The organism is Xanthomonas sp. NCPPB 3442 (genome assembly GCF_056725145.1).
The window spans coordinates 1,641,114-1,659,685 of the sequence record NZ_CM161514.1 but is presented as its reverse complement, the minus strand read 5'-3'; the positions used below and the strand labels follow the sequence as shown (position 1 = coordinate 1,659,685).

Annotated in this window: 11 protein-coding genes; 5 read left to right on the top strand and 6 right to left on the bottom strand. The window is 65.9% G+C overall.

Going from position 1 to position 18,572, the window contains the following annotated elements:
* Positions 1 to 8: 8 nt before the first annotated feature.
* The 3 genes from AC1POX_RS07025 to pdxH form a co-directional block, all read right to left on the bottom strand.
* A complete protein-coding gene (locus AC1POX_RS07025; RefSeq protein ID WP_011348181.1) occupies positions 9 to 782 on the bottom strand; it encodes a PspA/IM30 family protein in 774 nt (257 codons plus the stop codon).
* A 12-nt stretch (positions 783 to 794) separates the two neighbouring features.
* Positions 795 to 1,211, bottom strand: a complete 417-nt coding sequence (locus AC1POX_RS07020; protein WP_007965635.1) for a YjfI family protein — start codon at positions 1,209 to 1,211, stop codon at positions 795 to 797.
* A 179-nt stretch (positions 1,212 to 1,390) separates the two neighbouring features.
* Positions 1,391 to 1,990, bottom strand: a complete 600-nt coding sequence (gene pdxH, locus AC1POX_RS07015; protein WP_008571714.1) for a pyridoxamine 5'-phosphate oxidase — start codon at positions 1,988 to 1,990, stop codon at positions 1,391 to 1,393.
* 168 nt (positions 1,991 to 2,158) lie between these two features.
* Here pdxH and AC1POX_RS07010 point away from each other — a divergent pair, with 168 nt between their 5' ends.
* From AC1POX_RS07010 to mdtD, 5 genes are all read left to right on the top strand, one after another.
* Positions 2,159 to 2,701 carry a shikimate kinase gene (locus AC1POX_RS07010; RefSeq protein WP_014090723.1) on the top strand — a complete coding sequence of 181 codons (543 nt, stop codon included), beginning with the start codon at positions 2,159 to 2,161 and terminating at the stop codon, positions 2,699 to 2,701.
* Positions 2,698 to 3,810: a 3-dehydroquinate synthase gene (gene aroB / locus AC1POX_RS07005; RefSeq protein WP_209261278.1), complete on the top strand. Its 1,113-nt coding sequence runs from the start codon at positions 2,698 to 2,700 to the stop codon at positions 3,808 to 3,810. Before AC1POX_RS07010 ends, aroB begins: the two co-directional genes overlap by 4 nt.
* 292 nt (positions 3,811 to 4,102) lie before the next feature.
* Positions 4,103 to 4,357: a WGR domain-containing protein gene (locus tag AC1POX_RS07000; RefSeq protein WP_014090725.1), complete on the top strand. Its 255-nt coding sequence runs from the start codon at positions 4,103 to 4,105 to the stop codon at positions 4,355 to 4,357.
* Positions 4,358 to 4,371: 14 nt separating this feature from the next.
* Entirely contained in the window at positions 4,372 to 5,436 is a 1,065-nt protein-coding gene (hemE, locus tag AC1POX_RS06995) for a uroporphyrinogen decarboxylase (RefSeq protein ID WP_008571718.1), read from the top strand.
* 363 nt (positions 5,437 to 5,799) lie between these two features.
* Positions 5,800 to 7,221: a multidrug transporter subunit MdtD gene (mdtD, locus tag AC1POX_RS06990; protein ID WP_372356903.1), complete on the top strand. Its 1,422-nt coding sequence runs from the start codon at positions 5,800 to 5,802 to the stop codon at positions 7,219 to 7,221.
* A gap of 34 nt (positions 7,222 to 7,255) precedes the next feature.
* Here mdtD and AC1POX_RS06985 read toward each other — a convergent pair whose 3' ends face one another.
* The 3 genes from AC1POX_RS06985 to AC1POX_RS06975 all read right to left on the bottom strand — a co-directional run bounded on the left by AC1POX_RS06985 (position 7,256) and on the right by AC1POX_RS06975 (position 18,496).
* A complete protein-coding gene (locus AC1POX_RS06985) occupies positions 7,256 to 10,801 on the bottom strand; it encodes a hybrid sensor histidine kinase/response regulator (RefSeq protein WP_372164121.1) in 3,546 nt (1,181 codons plus the stop codon).
* 393 nt (positions 10,802 to 11,194) lie between these two features.
* On the bottom strand, positions 11,195 to 14,764 hold the full coding sequence (locus AC1POX_RS06980) for a sensor histidine kinase (RefSeq protein WP_372356902.1): 3,570 nt from the start codon (positions 14,762 to 14,764) through the stop codon (positions 11,195 to 11,197).
* Positions 14,765 to 14,968: 204 nt separating this feature from the next.
* Complete coding sequence (locus AC1POX_RS06975) at positions 14,969 to 18,496, bottom strand: sensor histidine kinase (RefSeq protein WP_372357144.1); 3,528 nt, start codon at positions 18,494 to 18,496, stop codon at positions 14,969 to 14,971.
* Between the last annotated feature and the right edge of the window lie 76 nt (positions 18,497 to 18,572).

The window sequence follows — 18,572 nt, the reverse complement described above, 5'->3', positions numbered from 1 at the left end:
GCGATGGATCAGCTGTCGCTGCGCGGAACCTGCTGCACGTCGCGCACCTGGCCAATCAGCGGCGCGGTGCCGCCGGCGTTCTCGTGACCCAGCTGCGCGGCCGGCTTCTTGAAGCGTGCCAGCACCGCAGCGGCGTTGGATTCGCCTTCCATCAGGCCGGCCGCCGCCAGGCGCCGATTGAGATCGCCATCGCCGGTGGACGCTTCGAGTTCTTCGGCCGATTCGATGCGCGCCGAGGTTTCGGCCTGGCGCGCCTTGATGCGCTCCAGCGATTCCAGCGCCGAGCCCATCTTGCTGCTGGCGCCGGAGTGGCGCGCGGCAATGGCGGCCTGCGCCTTCTGCACCGCGTCGGTGGCCTTGACCGTATCGATCTGCTGGCGCATGCCGCGCAGCTGGTTCTCGGTCTTCTGGATGGTGGCCTTGAGCGTCACCACCGACTGGTCCAGCGCGGTCTTGGAGGCCTTGTCGCCGGCATCCTCGCTTTCCAGGGCGGCCAGCTTGACCGCCACATCGTGTGCCAGCGCTTCATCGTTCTTGGCCAGCGCGCCTTCGATGTAGCGCGTGTATTCGGCCATCTTGCCGGCGCGTGCGTCGATCTTCTGCTGGGCCAGCTTGCTCTGCGCCATCAGCTTGGTGAGCTCTTCGCGCGAGCGCGTGAGCTGGGCGCCGGCATCGCGCATTTCCTGATCCAGGATGCGCAGCGCATTGGCGTCGACGGCCTTCTGGCCGGTTTCGTGTGCGGTACCACGCAGCAGCGTGATCAGCTTGGAAAAGATACTCATGACAACACGCCTTTAGGAAAAGAACGGCTTGAGAGATTCGGCGGCATCCAACGTATTGGCCGCCAGGGTCTGGATTTCTTCGTCGATCTGGTCGAGCGTCGAGGAGGCCGACAGTTCGCCAAACACCACGTAACGGTCCTTGCCGTCGACCTGGACCAGGCCCAGGTTGGACAAGGGGTTGAGCGGATTCAGGCGCAGGCAGGCGTCGTTGAAGGCGGCGCGGTCGTTGACGTGCTCGGCATGGGCCAGCAGCGTGGACACAAAAACCTGCGAGCCGGAAGCGGCAACCTGGATCTGCATGTCGCCGTGGTCGGCCAGGGTGAGATTGATGGCCGGCTCCAGGCCGTCGATCAGTTCGACCTGGATTGGCTGGCCACGGTAGCGCTCGGCCAGCAGGCCGTGCAATTCGACGGTGGTGTACTGCGTCATACGATGTCCTGTCCTTTGGTCATGCCGTGGTGGTGATGCAGCGAATGTCCTGCAGCAACCGGACATACTACAGACTGCCCGTGACCGGCAGAAAGGGCCGGAAGTCAGCTGGTCAGGCGCGCGGCAGGCGAGCAAACCGCCCGTTCAGCTGGCTTGTCGCCCCCTGCCGGGCGGCTGCCTCACGGATACAGCATCCGCTTGCTCCAATGGCTGGCCGCGTCGGCCTCGTAGCGCCAGCGCTCGTGCAGGCGGAACTTGGCGCCGTACCAGAACTCGAACGCCTGCGGCACCACCCGGAACCCGCCCCAACCATCCGGGCGCGGCACCTCGCGCCCTTCGAACGTCGCTTCGACCTTGGCAATGGCCGCATCGAACTCTTCGCGCGAACCCAGCGTCTGCGACTGCCGCGAGGCCCACGCGCCGATCTGGCTCATGCGCGGGCGCGAGGCGAAGTACGCATCGGATTCGTCCGCGCTCACCAGCTGCACGCCGCCTTCGATGCGCACCTGGATGCCGGCCTCGCGCAGGCTGCGCCACAGGAACAGCAGCGCCGCCTGCGGGTGGGTCTGCAGGTCGCGGCCCTTTGCGCTGTCCAGATGGGTGTAGAACACGAACCCGCGCGCGTCGAAGGCCTTGAGCAACACGGTGCGCGCGCTCGGCCGGCCATCCACGTTGGCGGTGGCCACGGTCATCGCGCTGGCTTCGGGTTCGGCGCTGTTCTGCGCCTCGGCATACAGCGCGGCGAAGGTGGCAAGAGCTTCTGCGTACAGATCGGTCATGACGGTGCGTGGCAGCCAGATGGACGCCTATTGTGGGCGCATCGCCCGCGCTTCGCCTATGCACCGCGATCCAATCGCCGAAACGACGCGGGGTTGGCGGGATTGGAGACGGCAATTGCGCCGTGCCATCGGCCCGGCCCGATGGCGTGAATGCTACGATCCCTGCGCATGAACCCCGCACCCAATCTCGTGATGGTCGGCCCGATGGGCGCCGGAAAAAGCTGCATCGGCCGTCGCCTGGCCGAGCGCTTCGGGCTGGAATTCGTCGATGTGGACCAGGCGATCGTCGACCAGGTGGGCAGCAGCATCCCGGCCATCTTCGAGCAGCATGGCGAAGCCAGGTTTCGGCAGTACGAGGCCCAGACCCTGCAGGCGCTGCTGGAACAGGACAACAAACTGATTTCCACCGGCGGCGGCGCCGTGCTGGATCCGCGCAACCGCGAGCGCATCTGCGCGCGTGGCTTCGTGGTGTACCTGCATGTCAGCGTGCCGGCGCAACTGACGCGACTGGCGCGCGATCGCAATCGCCCGCTGCTGCAACGCGCCGACCGCGAGCAGGTGCTGCATGCGATGGCCGCGCACCGCACGCCGCTCTACCGCCAGGTCGCCGATCTCAGCCTGGAAACCGATCATCTTTCCCCCGCCGAGGCCACCGCGCAGCTGGTGCTGCGCCTGGCCGCGCAATGGCGCATGTCGAGTAACCCCGCATGACACTTCCCCGTTCCTCGCGCAGCGTCGATGTCGACGGTGTGCAGCCTTACACCATCACCATCGCCCCGGGCCTGCTGGCCGACGGCGCGCGCCTGGCCGGCCACGTGCGTGGCCGCCACGCGCTGCTGCTCAGCGACTCGCAGGTGGCTCCGCATTACGCGGCCGGCGTACGCACCGCCTTGTTGAACGCGCGGCCGGACCTGCAGGTCGGCGAGTTGGTCATTGCCGCCGGCGAAGCCTCCAAAACCTTGGAGACCTTTGGCTCTGCAATCACCGCGCTGGCCGAACTCGGCGCCACCCGCGACGCCTGCGTGTTCGCGCTGGGCGGCGGCGTGGTCGGCGACCTGGCCGGCTTTGCGGCAGCGTGCTGGATGCGCGGCGTGGACTGCGTGCAGCTGCCCACCAGCCTGCTGGCGATGGTGGATTCATCGGTCGGCGGCAAGACCGCAGTGGACATCCCGCAGGGCAAGAACCTGGTCGGCGCCTTCCATCCGCCGCGTGCGGTGATCGCCGACACCGACACCTTGCGCACGCTACCGCCGCGCGAACTGCGCGCCGGCCTGGCCGAGGTGATCAAGTACGGCGCCATCCGCGACCCGCTGTTCTTCCAGTGGCTGCACGCCGAGCGCCGCGCCCTGCTCGATGGCGATGCAGCGGCGCTGGCGCAGGCCATCGCCCGCAGCTGCGAGCACAAGGCCGAGATCGTGGCGCGCGACCCGCTGGAAAAAGGCGAGCGCGCCCTGCTCAACCTGGGCCACACCTTCGGTCACGCCATCGAAACCGAGCAAGGCTACGGCGCGCCCGGCAACGACAACCTCAACCATGGCGAGGCCGTCGCAGTGGGCATGGTGCTGGCGGCGCGCCTGTCGGCCGCGCTGGGCATGAGCGATACACAGGACACCGAGGCCTTGCGCACGCTGCTGCACGACTTCGATCTGCCCACCGAGATCCCGCCCGGCCTGACCCCTCAGGCCCTGCTCGCACGCATGCGCCTGGACAAGAAAAACATCGCCGGCCGCCTGCGCCTGGTGTTGTGGCGCGGCATCGGCAAGGCCGAGATCGTGCCGGATGTGGAAGAGGCAGCGGTGCTGGAGATACTGGCGGGATAAGGCCAGCCGGCCGAAGGCACGGAACGCTGGACGCCGGCACCCAGCTGCCGTCGATCGCCACGACGCTCACTCTTTGTAGGAGCGTCCCCGGCGCGATGGGGCCTTCCCGACAATCCCTATCGCGCCCAGGTGCGCTCCTACGCACTGCCTGCCGCCGTCTGCACGGCGGTCGGAACCTCGCGCAGGAGCGCACCGGCAAGCGTGGACGCCCAACGACGCTCCCGGCGCAACCAGAACACCCGGACGCGCCACTGCTCTCAGCCTTCAGCAGCGCCCGGCTACAATCGGCCGCATGCGCATCCTTCTACAACACGATCCCGGCGGTAACGCGCCGCTCCGCTACGTCCAGCTGACCTTGCAACCGGATCTGTTCGGTGGCTGGGAACTGCTGCGCGAAACCGGCGAGATCGGCGGACGCACGCAACTGCGACGCGACCAGTACCTGCAACAGGAGGAAGCGGACCGCGCCTTCGACAAGGCGCGCGACACCCAACTTAAACGCGGTTTCCAACTCATCACCGGCGGCGCCGACGACGCGCCGCGCTGAGGACATACTTTCCCATGCTCAAGAACGATCGCCTGCTGCGCGCGCTCAACCGTCAGCCCGTGGACCGCACCCCTGTGTGGTTGATGCGCCAGGCCGGCCGCTATTTGCCGGAGTACCGCGCCACCCGCGCGCGTGCCGGCAGTTTCCTGGGCATGGCCAAGAATCCGGACATCGCCTGCGAAGTGACCCTACAGCCGCTGCAGCGCTTCCCGCTTGATGCGGCAATCCTGTTCTCCGACATCCTCACCATCCCCGATGCGATGGGCCTGGAGCTGTACTTTGTCGAAGGCGAAGGCCCCAAGTTCCGCCACCCGGTGCGCGATGCCGCCGCAATCCACCGCCTGGGCGTGCCGGACATGGAAACCGAGCTGCGCTACGTGATGGATGCGGTGCGGGTGATCCGCCGCGAACTGGATGGTTCGGTACCCTTGATCGGTTTCTCCGGCAGCCCGTGGACGCTGGCCTGCTACATGATCGAAGGCGGCGGCAGCAAGGAATACGCACGCATCAAGGCCATGGCCTTCAACGCGCCAGAGCTGCTGCATCACCTGCTCGGCACCGTCACCGACGCGGTGATCGCCTACCTGGCCGCCCAGCGCGCGGCAGGCGCGCAGGCGCTGCAGGTATTCGACACCTGGGGCGGCGTGCTCTCGCCGGCGATGTACCGCGAATTCTCGCTGCCCTACCTGACCCGCATCGCGCGTGAACTGGAGCGCGGCACCGGGGCCGAGCGCACCCCGCTGGTGCTGTTCGGCAAGGGCAACGGCGCCTACGTGGCGGATCTGGCCGCCAGCGGCGCCGAAGCCGTGGGCGTGGACTGGACCATCTCGCTGGCTGACGCCGCTCAACGGGCGGGCGGCCGCGTTGCCCTGCAGGGCAATCTCGACCCGGCCACGCTGTACGGCTCGCCCGACGCGATCCGTAGCGAAGTCGCCAAGACCCTGGACAGCTACGCCCAAGGCAATGGCGGCTCACGCGAAGGGCACGTCTTCAACCTCGGCCATGGCATGTCGCCGGATATGAATCCCGAGCACGTGGGTGTGCTGGTGGACGCGGTGCAGAGCCTGAGCAAGCGCTAAGCCGCCGCGGCGAGCGGGCCGGGTCGCACGGACCCGGCCCGTGCCAGTGCCAGTTCCCGCGTGCATGTAGGCACTGCCGAGCCAGCTATTTCGCAACTGAACCGACCCACTGGCTCTGCGCGTTCACCCCGCCGCCAGATATATATATGTGCCGGACGCGTTGTGTCATGAAACGCGTCGCGCGATTCACACCGCACCCAAGCCGCCAATGCGATGACGCGATCTGCCTGAGCGTGCAGCGTCGGCCTTGCGCCCGCACGCGGCGCAGGCTGCCAACGCAGGCATTCCCGGGCGTCGCACACAGCGTTCCGTGCCGTGCACAGCAGGGAGACGATAATGCAGCGTTCCCCCGGCCAAGCCCCCATGTCTCAGCCCGTCCCCACCTTGCGCGCCTACGCCACCATCAAGCCGCTGCTGTGGCTGGTGTCGCTGGCCATCTTCATGCAGATGCTGGATGCGACCATCGTCAACACGGCGTTGCCGTCGATGGCGCGCAGCCTGCGCGAAAGCCCGCTGCAGATGCAGTCAGTGGTCTTCAGTTATGCGCTGGCAGTGGCGATGTTCATCCCTGCCTCGGGCTGGATCGCGGACCGCTTCGGTACGCGGCGCACCTTCCTCGCCGCGATCATCGTGTTCACCTTGGGCTCGCTGCTGTGCGCGGCAGCCCAGCACCTGCCGCAGTTGGTGGCCGCACGCGTGGTGCAAGGCATCGGCGGCGCGATGCTGCTGCCGGTCGGGCGGCTGGCGGTGCTCAAGACGGTGGCACGCGCAGACTTCCTGCGCGCGATGAGCTTTATCGCCATTCCCGCCCTGATCGGCCCGCTGATCGGCCCGACCCTGGGCGGCTGGCTGGTCGAAGTCGCCTCGTGGCACTGGGTGTTCCTGATCAACCTGCCGATCGGGGTGCTCGGGTTTATTGCCGCGCTGAAGATCATGCCCGACCATTATGGCGATGCACGCAGGCGCTTCGATTTGGTCGGCTACCTGATGCTGGCGTTCGGCATGGTGGCCTTGTCGCTGGCGCTGGATGGCATCTCGGAACTCGGCCTGCGCCATGCGTTCGTGATGTTGCTGGCCATCGGCGGACTGGCTGCACTGGCCGGCTACTGGCTGCATGCGGGCAACACCGCCAACGCGCTGTTTCCGCTGGCGCTGTTCAAGGTGGCGAGCTACCGCATCGGCATTTTGGGCAACTTGTTCGCGCGCGTGGGCAGCGGCTCGATGCCATTCTTGATCCCGTTGCTGTTGCAGGTGGGCCTGGGCATGAGCCCGATGAATGCCGGGCTGATGATGGTGCCGGTGGCACTGGCCGGCATGGCCGCCAAACGCGCGGCGGTCAAGCTGGTGGGGCGCTTCGGCTACCGGCGCGTACTGATGCTCAACACCGTGTTGGTCGGCGTGGCCATGGCCAGCTTTGCGCTCATCGATATCGGCCAGCCGCTGTGGCTGCGCCTGGTGCAACTGGCCTGCTTCGGCGCGGTGAACTCACTGCAATTTACGGTCATGAACACCGTGACCCTGCGCGATCTGGACCGCGACCAGGCCAGCCCCGGCAACAGTCTGCTGTCGATGGTGATGATGCTGGCCACCGGTTTCGGCGCTGCGGCAGCGGGCAGCCTGTTGGCGGCATTCAATACCCATCTGGGCGATATGCATGGCGCTACCGCCGCCTTGCATGCCACCTTCCTGTGTGTGGGCGGCATCACCTTGTCGTCGACGTTGATCTTCTGGCAGCTGGCCGAGACGCGCCCCCACCCCAAGGAAGTGGAAGCGGTTGCCGAGTAGGTGCCGCACTGGCGCACTGTCACTTCCGCCGCGGCTACGCCCCATCGCGCGCGCGGGCATGCCGCAACGCTTCGGCGATGGTATTGGCCAACATCTCGCCGGTGAGCGGCTTGCGCAGGAAACGGTCGAAGCCCGCTTCCTGCGCGTTCGGTTCGGCGGCTTCATCGGAGCGTGCGGTCACTGCGATCAACGGCATCTCGTAGCCGAAGACGCGCAACTGCCGCGCCAACGCAAAACCATCCAGCCCGGGCAGGTCCAGATCCAGCAATGCCAGATCGAACGTGTTGTCGGCCGCTTCGGTCAACGCCGCCAGCCCGTGCGGCGCATGCACCACCGAGTGCCCCTGCGCGCGCAGCAGGCCGATGATGACCTCGGCGATGGTCGGGTCGTCTTCCACCAGCAGGATGCGCTGCGGCTCGACGGGGCTGGCGGCATGTGCCACCTCGCCGTCCAGCGTTGCATCCGACGCCACCCAGCGCAGCGGCAGATCCACCACAAAGCGCGTCCCGGCGCCGAGCCGGCTGATCACCTCGATATGCCCACCCATCGCCATCGCCAGCTCCTGACAGATGGCCAGGCCCAGGCCACTGCCGCCATAACGTGAGGTGGTCTTGGCACCGTCGCCCTGCTCGAAGCGCTGGAACAAGCGCGCCTTCTGTTCGGCATTGATGCCCGGGCCCGTGTCGGCCACTTCGAAGCGCAGGCCTTGATAGGAACCGAGCGTGGTCAGCTTCAGCGCGACCACGCCGCGCTCGGTGAATTTGATCGCGTTATTGAGCAGGTTGAGCAGGATCTGCCGGATACGGGTGGAATCACCGCTGGCGGTGATGTCGCCCAGCAGCCCGATCTCCAGGCTGAAGCGCAACCCGCGCTCTTGCGCCAATGGCGCCATCAGCGCTTCGACTTCGGCCACGAGCTGACGCACCGAAAATGGCTGGAAATCCAGTTCAAGCCGGCCCGATTCGATGCGCGCCAGATCCAGCGCATCGTTGACCAGCCGCAACAGATGCGCACCCGCACGACGGATCGACTCGGTGTAGCTGCGCTGCGTGGCGTCCTGCGTGGTCTTGAGCAGCAATTCGCTCATGCCCAACACGCCCGTCATCGGCGTGCGCACTTCATGACCCAGCGTCGCCAGAAACCGCGTCTTGGCCAAGGACGCCTGTTCGGCCAGCTCCTGTTTGTGCACCGCCAGCTGCCAGGCATTCAGGCGCCGCAGCCGACGGCGATACAACAAGATGGCCGCGGCGATCACGCACACGCTCAGCACCGCCAACAGGCCCAGACCCCACGGTGACAGCCACCACGGCGGCAATACCTGGAAACGGACGATCTGGCTGGCCGACCAGATGCCATCTGCCGTGCGCCCCTGCACTTCCAGCGTGTAATGCCCGGAGGGCAGGCGCGAAAATAGGCGTTCGCCGGTGGAGCCCACGTCGACCCAGTCCGGATCGTAGCCACTGAGGCGGAAGCGGTAACTGGTGGATTCGGGATTGGTGAACGTGGGCATCCGCGCCACGATATGCAGGTCGCGATCGCCGTCTTGCACCTGCAGCGGCGCCTTGCCGGTGACATCCAGTTCGCGCTCGCCGCGTCGCAGGCTGACACGTTCGATCAACAGCTGCGGTCGGCGCAGATTCGGACGCATCGTGGCCGGATCGAACACCACGATGCCATCGGATGTGCCGCCCAGGATCTGCCCCGTGCTTGCCTGCACCAGCGTGGCCACCTGCATGGGCGAACTGGGAAGTCCGTCGTGCACGTCGTACACGCGCACCAGCTTGCTGCCGGGGTCGACCCGGATCAGCCCACGATGACTGGAGACCCAGGCCACGCCACCGGCGTCGATCACCAGGCCGGTCGGCGAGACCATCGGAAATTCCTGGTCCTTTCCCACCGTATCCAGATGCGTGAGCTGCTTGCCGTCCCAGAGATAGCGCCGCAATTGTCCGGCCAATCCGATCCAGACGATGCCGCCATCTCCCTGGCGAAACACATAGGTTGGCAGGGACGGCGCGCCGCGTACCGGAACGAACTGGTCGGCAAGCGGATCCCATCGCCACAGCCCGGCATTGTTGCTCAGCCAGATCTGCCCATCCGGCCCGATCCGCATGTCCAGGACCGTCAGCGCCTTCAGCCCGTGGCTTCCGTAGTCGAGCGTCCTGAGCAGCTGGCCCTCGCTGCTCCACAGCTGCACCCCGTGCGTCAGCAGCGCCACCCAGATGCGCCCCTGTGCATCTTCGGCCATCCTGCCAGGCCTGCCGACATCTTCGAGATCGGCTGCGGAATCCTGGTGCCCGAGCAGTGGCCAACGCCTGGCCTCGCCCGTCTTCGGGTTGTACCGAACCAGCCGTTCCTGCACGCCGATCCAGACCATTCCCTGCCTGCTTTCGATGACCGTATCGGGAATGCGTTCCGGATCGACCGGAGCCAGGCGTGGCTCCACGCGGCCGGTGACGGGATCGAAATGCTCAAGCGTTCCACGCGTGCCGACCAGCCAGATGCCGCCGGTGACCGAAGGCGCTGTGGCAACGACCGAGGGATTGGCGAGCGAGTGCGGATCATCTGCGCGATGCGAAAACAACGCGAAGGTGTCCCAGCGCGGAGGCAGGTGCCACAACCCGCCCTCCAGGCTGGCGAACCACAGACCTCCTTCGCGGTCCTGGTAGGCGGTGATCCAGTTCCGGTTGACCAGACCGTGCGCTGAAAAACTGTAGACCGGCACGCGTTCGACGCCACCGTCGCTGGAACTCATGCCCAGGCCGGTGGCGGTATCCAGCCAGTAGCGCCCGAGCCGGTCACGGAGCAGGACGCCCCGGACCTGCGCGGTGTCCTTACCGCTTTGCCAGCGGCGGGCCACGGGCCGCCCGACCGTGTTGAACTGGACGGGGTTGCCGTCGAAATCGGCAACCCAGAGCACCTTGCCGTCGGGCTCCTTGTACATTCGGTTGACCGACTGGGACGGGCCCGGAAGCGGCACGCGCTCCAGGCGCCGACCATCCCAGTGCGCAAGCCCGCCCCAGGTGCCGATCCACAGGCCGCCGTCGGGCGCGACTTCCAGACCGACGATATTGTCGGACGGCAAGCTAGCGGCATCGCCCGCCTTGGCAGAAAAGTGCTGCATGCGCCCGTCGGGGCGATAACGATAGAGGCCCTGCTTGGCGGTGCCGATCCAGATATCCCCGTCCAGCGTTTGTGCCAACGACCACAGGGTGGCATCGCGCAATTCCGGGAACCGCGGATCTTCCAGTCGTTTGAACGTGCGCGTGTTCGCTTCCAGATAGCCGACGCCGCCGTCCTCGAAGCCCATCCACACCCGATCGTTGGCATCGACACAGATGGTCCAGACCACGTTGCTGGTCAGGCCATCTTCCATCCGCCAGATCCGGTAGTTGCGGCCATCGAATCTGGCCAGGCCGTCATCGCTGGCAAGCCACAGATATCCCTGTCTGTCCTCGGCCAACTGATTGATCGTGTCCGACGGCAGCCCGTCGGCGATCGTCAGCTGGATAGGCACCGGTGTTGCAGGCGTCCGCGCCTGCACCGGAAACACTGCCAGACACAGGCATACCCAGAGCACAGCGAGCAGCCGATGGGGCAAGCAGGATAGAAAGCGCACCGGATCAACTTCACGACAAGTCGGCGCATAGTGCGGGCCACGCGCGGTGCGGGCAAGCGCGCTCTGCCCGTTGCGCGCACGCGCTCAGGCTGCAAGGCGCCCGCGCGGCAGCGTCATTGGTCAGTCCGTTGCACGTTGCAGGGCTTGCGAAAAGCGGGCCCGACAATTCTTTCCGCCGACACTTGCTTGCCACGCAACCGCTCGCCGCGCCCCGGGTGGCAGGGCACCTGCAGCGCCCTTCCGCCTGGCCAGACCATCGCGACCCGCATCGCTGTTCGAGCGGCCCAGGAGCGGACGAACACGCCGCCTGATACTTGGATGCCTGCTCCGGTGACAGAGCATCCGCAGCGCTTGTCAGCGCTTGCTGCGTAACGCTTCGGCAATGGTGGCCGCCAGCATGTCGCCAGTGAGCGGCTTGCGTAGGAAGCTGTCGAAGCCGGCTTCCTGCGCGCTTGGTTCGGCGACCTCGTCGGCGCGTGCAGTCACGGCGATCAACGGCATGTCGTAGCCGAAGACGCGCAACTGCCGCGCCAGCGCAAAACCATCCAGCCCGGGCAGGTCCAGATCCAGCAATGCCAGATCGAACGTGTTGTCGGCCGCTTCGGTCAGCGCCGCCAGGCCATGCGGGGCATGCACGACCGAATGCCCCTGCGCTTGCAGCAGGCCGACGATGACCTCGGCGATGGTCGGGTCGTCTTCCACCAGCAGGATGCGCTGCGGTTCGATAGCCGTCTCGGCATGCGCGGTCTCGCCACCGAGCGCGGCGTTGGAAGCCACCCAGCGCAGCGGCAGATCCACCACAAAGCGCGTCCCCGCACCGAGCCGGCTGATCACCTCGATCTGCCCGCCCATGGCGATTGCCAGCTCCTGGCAGATCGCCAAGCCGAGACCACTGCCGCCGTAGCGCGAGGTGGTTCTGGCACCATCGCCCTGCTCGAAGCGCTGGAACAGCCGCGCCTTCTGTTCGGCGTTGATGCCCGGCCCCGTGTCGGCCACTTCAAAGCGCAGGCCTTGATAGGAACCGAGCGTGGTCAACTTCAAACCGACCACGCCGCGCTCGGTGAATTTGATCGCGTTATTGAGCAGGTTGAGCAGGATCTGCCGGATGCGGGTGCAATCGCCACTGGCAGTGATATCGCCGAGCAGCCCGATCTCTAGGCTGAAGCGCAGGCCACGCTCCTGCGCCAGCGGCGCCATCAACGCCTCCACTTCGGCCACCAGCTGACGCAACGAAAACGGCTCCACATCCAGCTCCAGCCGCCCGGATTCGATGCGCGCAAGATCCAGCGCATCGTTGACCAGCCGCAACAGATGCGCGCCTGCGCGGCGGATCGACTCGGTGTAACTGCGCTGTTTGAGATCCAGCGAAGTCTTGAGCAGCAGTTCACTCATGCCCAAGACGCCCGTCATCGGCGTACGTACTTCGTGGCCCAGGGTCGCCAGAAAACGCGTCTTGGCCAGGGACGCCTGCTCGGCCACTTCCTGTTTGTGCACCGCAAGCTGCCAGGCATTCAAGCGACGCAACCGACGGCGGTACAACAAGATGGCTGCAGCAATCACGCATACGGTCAGCAGGGCCAGCAGGCTCAAGCCCCACGGCGACAGCCACCATGGCGGCAACACCTGAAAACGCAAGGTCTGGCTCGCCGACCAGATCCCGTCTGCAGTGCGCCCCTGCACTTCCAGCGTGTAACGGCCCGAAGGCAGACGCGAAAACAGGCGCTCGCCACTGGGCCCGACATCGATCCAGTCCGGGTCGTAGCCGCTCAGGCGGAAGCGGTAGCTGTTGGATTCGGAGTCGGCGAAGCTGAGCAGGCGGGCGACGATATGCAAGTCGCGGTCGCCGTCCTGCATGACCAAAGGCGTGACATGACTCAGATCCAGCCCGCTCTCGCCGCGACGTAGACCCACACGTTCGATCACCAACGGCACCCGATGATCATTCGGCTTGAGTTCGGCAGGATCGAAGATCACCAGCCCATCCGGCGTCGCGCCGACGATCATGCCCTTTGACGATTGCACCAAAGAACGCGCAACGAATTGCGGATTGGGCAGGCCGTCATGAACCCCGAACACGCGCACGCCCCGCGTGGCCGGGTCAACGCGAATCAGGCCACGCATACTGGACATCCAGGCAACACCGTCGTGGTCGACCACCAGTCCCTGTGGCGCAAGCGCAGGGAAGTTCTGCTCGGGCCCCACTGTATCTAGATGTTGCAGGGTGCCGTTCTTCCACAAATAGCGATGGAGCTTCCCTAGCCCGGCAAACCAGGCGATCTGGTTGTCGCTGAAGCGAAAAGTGAAGATAGGTTCGTCGGGCGCGCCGGCAATGCGCTCGAAGCGCGCAACCGACGCGTTCCAGCGCTGCAGACCACGATTACTGGCCAGCCAGAGCGCTCCGTCCGGCCCAGCCTGCAGGTCGTAAACCACCAGATCTGCTGCAAGGCCGTGGGTCCCGCGCAACATGGTGCGCAGCAAGCGACCTTGTTCGTCCCGCTCTTGTAGCCCAAGCGTGGCATGGACCCAGATGTGACCATCGGCGGTCTGCTGCAGCGCTTCCAAGGAAGCGTCCAGTGTCGCGTCCTGTGCAGCCGCGTCCGAGCCGCTTGCTGCAGCCTTCCAGTGCTGCACCTGGCCAGTAGCGGGATCAAAGCGCACCAGCTCGGCAAACTGCCCGACCCAGACGTTACCCTTGCGATCCTCCAGCACGCTATTGGACCAGCTGGCAGACCCCAGGGTGGGCAATACACGCTCGATTTTGCCGGTGGCAGGATCTACGCGTTCGAGCACGCCCGAGGTGCCCACCAACCACATCCGACCATCGCGCGATTTTGCAGTGCCCTGGATCGCCAGGTTGCCACCTTGGCCACCGTCGTCCATGTAGTTGAAAACAACCGCGAAACGATGCCAATTCGAGGGGAGATGCCAGAGCCCGCCGTTGGGGCTGGCAAACCATACACCGCCCTCGCGATCCTGATATGCCGATTCCCAGTTGGGACGGATGCGCCCGTGCGCAGACAGACTGTACAGGGGGACATTGCGCACCTCCGCACCAGTCGTATGGCCTAGGCCGGCCAGGGTGTCCAGCCAATAGCTGCCGTCCTGGTCGCGCAACAACACGCCCAATACCGGATATTCTGCAGGTGCCTGCCAACGGTGCGGACTGAGATGACCACTTGGATCGCGCCGAAACAGCTTGTCGTCGCTGGTCCCGATCCAGATGCTGCCATCGGCATCGGCAGTTAGCCGGGTGATGATCTGTGCGGTGCCATCCGGAAATGCCTGCCGCTCGAAGTGATTACCCGTCCAATGCGCAGCACCATCGGCGGTCCCGATCCATAGTGTGCCGCGGGTATCGACATCGAGCCGATAGATCGCGTTGTCGGGCAAGCTGCGCGGATCGTCGGCACGATGTGCGAAATGCTCCAGCGAACCATCCGGCCGCAGCCGGTATAGCCCACTCATTTCAGTGCCGAACCATATGCTGCCGTCGTCGGTGGACTTGATGTTCCAGATCGCAGCGCCGCGAAGTTCCGGATAGCGCGCACCATCATAGAAAGTGAATTGATGGCGTGCGGGGTCCAGCATCGCAAGGCCTGCCATGCCGGTCCCGATCCAGACCCGGTTGCGCTTGTCGACGTGAACCGCCCAGATCTGGTTGTCGCGCAAACCGTCTTCGATGCGCCAGATACGGAAGTTTCGCCCGTCGTAACGCGCTAACCCATCGCTGCTGGCCAGCCACAAATATCCATTGGCATCCTCATCGAAGCCGTACACCACGTTGGATGGCAGCCCGTCGGCCACGGTCAGCTGCCGCGGCTGCGGCAGTACCGGCACGCCGGCCAGCGTAAGACTCGGCCAGCCTGACACGACGGCCAGGCAAAGCAGTAATAGAGCCCGCGTCATCAAGGCTTTCAGCGGCATGCGACGACTGGGGTGTTGTGGTGGTAGCAGCATGCGCTCGCGTGTCCTTTGCACGCATAGTGCGGACCTTGCCTGATGCTGGCAACACACAGAAGCGCGCCAACGGTGATCGTTACAGCAGGCAGGCATCGTACGGCCGTCTTTACGCGATGCGATGCCCGATGAGCACCGGCATCGTCAACGCATCGGGGCCGTGCACCCACGCTAGGTCGTGGCCTGCATGCCGGCGGCTGCGCGCGCAGCCGTCATCGCTTCCACCAGCAGATCGGCAGTGACCGGTTTGCGCAGGAATCCGTCGAAACCTGCGGCCTTGGCCTGGGTCTGCGCGGCGCTGTCAGCGCGTGCCGTGACTGCCAGCAGCGGGAAGCGATGGCCAAGTTGGCGCAGCTGCGATGCCAGGGCAAAGCCGTCCAGCCCGGGGAGATCCAGATCCAGCAGCGCGATGTCGAACCCGCCATCCACCGTTTCCGACAATGCAGCCAGCCCATGCGCGGCATGCACCACGCGGTGACCTCGATTGGTCAACAAGCCGCTGATTACCTCCGCCACGGTCGGGTCGTCTTCCACCAGCAGGATGCGCAGCGGCTCGCCTGCAGGCGCCTGCACCTGGCCGGTGGCGATACGTGTGCCGGAGCGGTCGATCGGCAAGGGCAGATCCACGGTGAACTGGGTGCCGACGCCAAGCCGGCTGCGCACGCGGATTCGGCCCTTCATCGCCACGGTGAGTTCCTGGCAGATCGCCAGCCCAAGCCCGCTGCCGCCGTAGCGCGAACTGGTGCGCGCACCCTCGCCTTGTTCGAAGCGCTGGAACAGTCGCTTCTGCTGTTCCGACCCGATGCCAGGACCCGTATCGCGCACCTTGAAGCGCAGGGCATCGCCGTGCTGGCTGACGGTGAGCGACACCTCGCCGCGTTCGGCAAACTTGATCGCATTGCCCAGCAGGTTGATCAGGATCTGACGCACCCGCGTTGCATCGCCCACGACCACCACATCCGTGGGAAGCTGATTGCGGTACTCCAAGCGCAGGCCGCGCGCGTCAGCGATGGGATGCATGAAATCAGCCAGTTCCTGGGTGAGCTGCGCGGGATCGAAGGGCTGCTGTACCAGCTCCAGTTTGCCGGCCTCGATGCGTGCCAGATCCAGTGCATCGTTGACCAAGCGCAGCAGATGCGTGCCGGCCTTGCGGATCGCATCGACATACCCGCGCTGCTTGGCATTCAGCGGCGTGGCCAGCAGCAACTCGCTCATGCCCAGCACGCCAGTCATGGGTGTACGCACTTCGTGGCCAAGCGTCGCCAGGAAATGCGATTTGGCGATCGATGCCTGCTCGGCCAGCTGTTGCCGCTGCTGTGTCAGCACCCACTCCTGCTGCCGCCGCACGCGCTTTCGCCAGGCCCAAACACTTAAGTACAGCAGCAGCATGCAGAGCGCTGCCGCCGCCAATTGCGCGGCCGTGCTCAACCACCACGGCGGCCGCACCTCCAGTTGCAACACCGGCGCAGCGACCCAATCGCCATCGCCGGCACGCGCCTGGACCTCGATGCGGTAGTCGCCAGGCGGCAATCGCGAGATCACGCGCTCGCCGCTGGCACCCTGCTCCACCCAGCGTTCGTCGTAGCCATTGACACGGTAGCGGTAATGCGCGGAGGCCGGATCGACAAACGACAACAGCCGTGCGCTGATGCGCAGATCGCGATCGCGCGCCTGCAGGATCACCGGCGCGTTGTGGGCAACCGTCTGCGGGCGCTCGGCATCGTTGCGCCGCACCTGCACCGATTCGATCACCAGGCGGGCCAGCGGCGCAGGCGCAAATGGCCGCGACGGATCGAACAACACGATGCCGCTGGTCGTCAGCGCCAGCACCTGGCCGTTAGGACCAATCGCCGGCGGACGCATCGAAAACTCGCTATCTGGCAGGCCGTCGCGTGGACCGAACCGGCGGACCTGCGGCTGGCCGCGCTTGTAAGCGAACAGGCCCCGCGAGGTGGTGGCCCAGACCGTGTCGTCGCCGCCCAGCGCCAGGCCGCGTATCTCGGTAGGAGGCAGGCCGTGTTCGTGCCCGACCCGCTCCAGCAGGCGCGCCTGCCGCCCGTCCCAGCCGTAACGTTCCAGCGCACCGGAACGCCCAACCCAGAACTCGCGCGGCGACACGAAGGCCAGCGCATAGACTTCATGATTGGCGTCCTCGATCACTGCGCGAAAGCGTTCGCCCTGCCAGACCCACACACCATCCCCGGCTGCGACCCAGGCGGTGCCATCCGGCCGCACCGTCAGTTGCTGCACCATGCCGCCGACTTCACTGAGATCGGTGCCGAAGCGGAACGTGGCCAGCAGCCGTCCATCCGCGGCACGTCGCTGTACGCCACCTTCCACGATCGAAACCCAGAATTCGCCATCGATGCCGGGTGTCATCAGTTCCACCCGATGCGTTGCGGAAACACCGATCTGCATTGCGAGCTTCTGCTGCTGGCCGGTCTCCGGGGTATAGCGCGTCACGCCATCGCGCAGCGCGATCCACAAACTGCCGCCGCCGGCCGGCAGCACCGACTGCACGGTGCCGCCGCCGAATGCGTCGCTATGCAGGACCGGCACCAGCTCACCGTCATTGCCGAGCCGGTAGACGCCTTCGCCGGTCGTCACCAGAAAGCTGTCGCCATCGGCCGCAGCGTTGACCAGATACAGGCTCTCCAGCGGCTTGCCCTGGGTCTGGAAAATGGTGGAGAACCGCCGCCAGTCCGGCGGCAAATACGCCACGCCCTGCGAAATCAGTCCGAGCCATAGCCCGCCCTGCCGGTCCTGCATCACATCGAGCACGCCGCTATGTGCGGTGAGGAAGCCGCTGCCGCGATCGCCTTCCATCAGGCGCAGCGCGGTTTCTCCCGGCGCCACCCGGAAAAATCCGTCGGCTGCACCAATCCAGTAGCCACCGTGCACATCGTGTACCACGGTCGCGGCACGCAGGGCATCGGCCCCGCTCCAGGGCGCGCGTTCCAGCGCACCAGCAGGCGTCACCCTGTACACGCCATTGCTGGTCCCGACCCACACCGTACCGTCGGCATCCTTGCTGAGCTTGAAAACCGTCGTGCTCAGTCGGTCTGGCGCGATGCGCACGAAGCGCTCGCCGTCGCGCATCACCAACCCGCTGTCGGTGCCGATCCATAGCCGGCCGCGCGCATCGGTCAGCAGGCTCATGATGGTGTTGCTGGGCAGTCCATCCGCCGCATCCGGTGTGGCACGGAACGCCGTCACCCGACCATTTTCTTCGCGCCGGCACAGCCCGGCACTGCTGGTTCCTACCCAGATCGCATCTTGTGCCTGGGCCAGTGCCCAGACCTGCCCATCGCATGCGCTGCCAACGTCGGGAAATGTCGTAAACGCCGAGCGCGCCGCATCCAGCATGCTCGGTGGCGAGCCGTTGATGCCAACCCATATCCGGTCGCGATCATCGACGAACAGCGTTTCCACTTCGTTGCCCGGAATCGAACTGGCGACATGCGGATCGTGCTGCCATACCTGCAAACCGATGCCGTCATAGCGCGCCAGGCCATCGCTGGTCGCCGCCCAGACATAGCCTTGCCTATCCTGCGCCAAGGCCAGCACCATGCGCGAAGGCAGGCCTTCGGCACCACCGAAGCGGCGCATGCGCGGGGTCTCGATCTGATTCACCGCCGCCGCATCCAGCCCGCTCAACAGCAAGAGCACGGCCAGCACCGACAACAGCACGTTCTTCATCGTCATCCGTGTCCCCATCGCCGCGTGTGCGCCCGGCGCTCCTTGTTGGGACTGCACTTTACCCGCTACGCCGCAG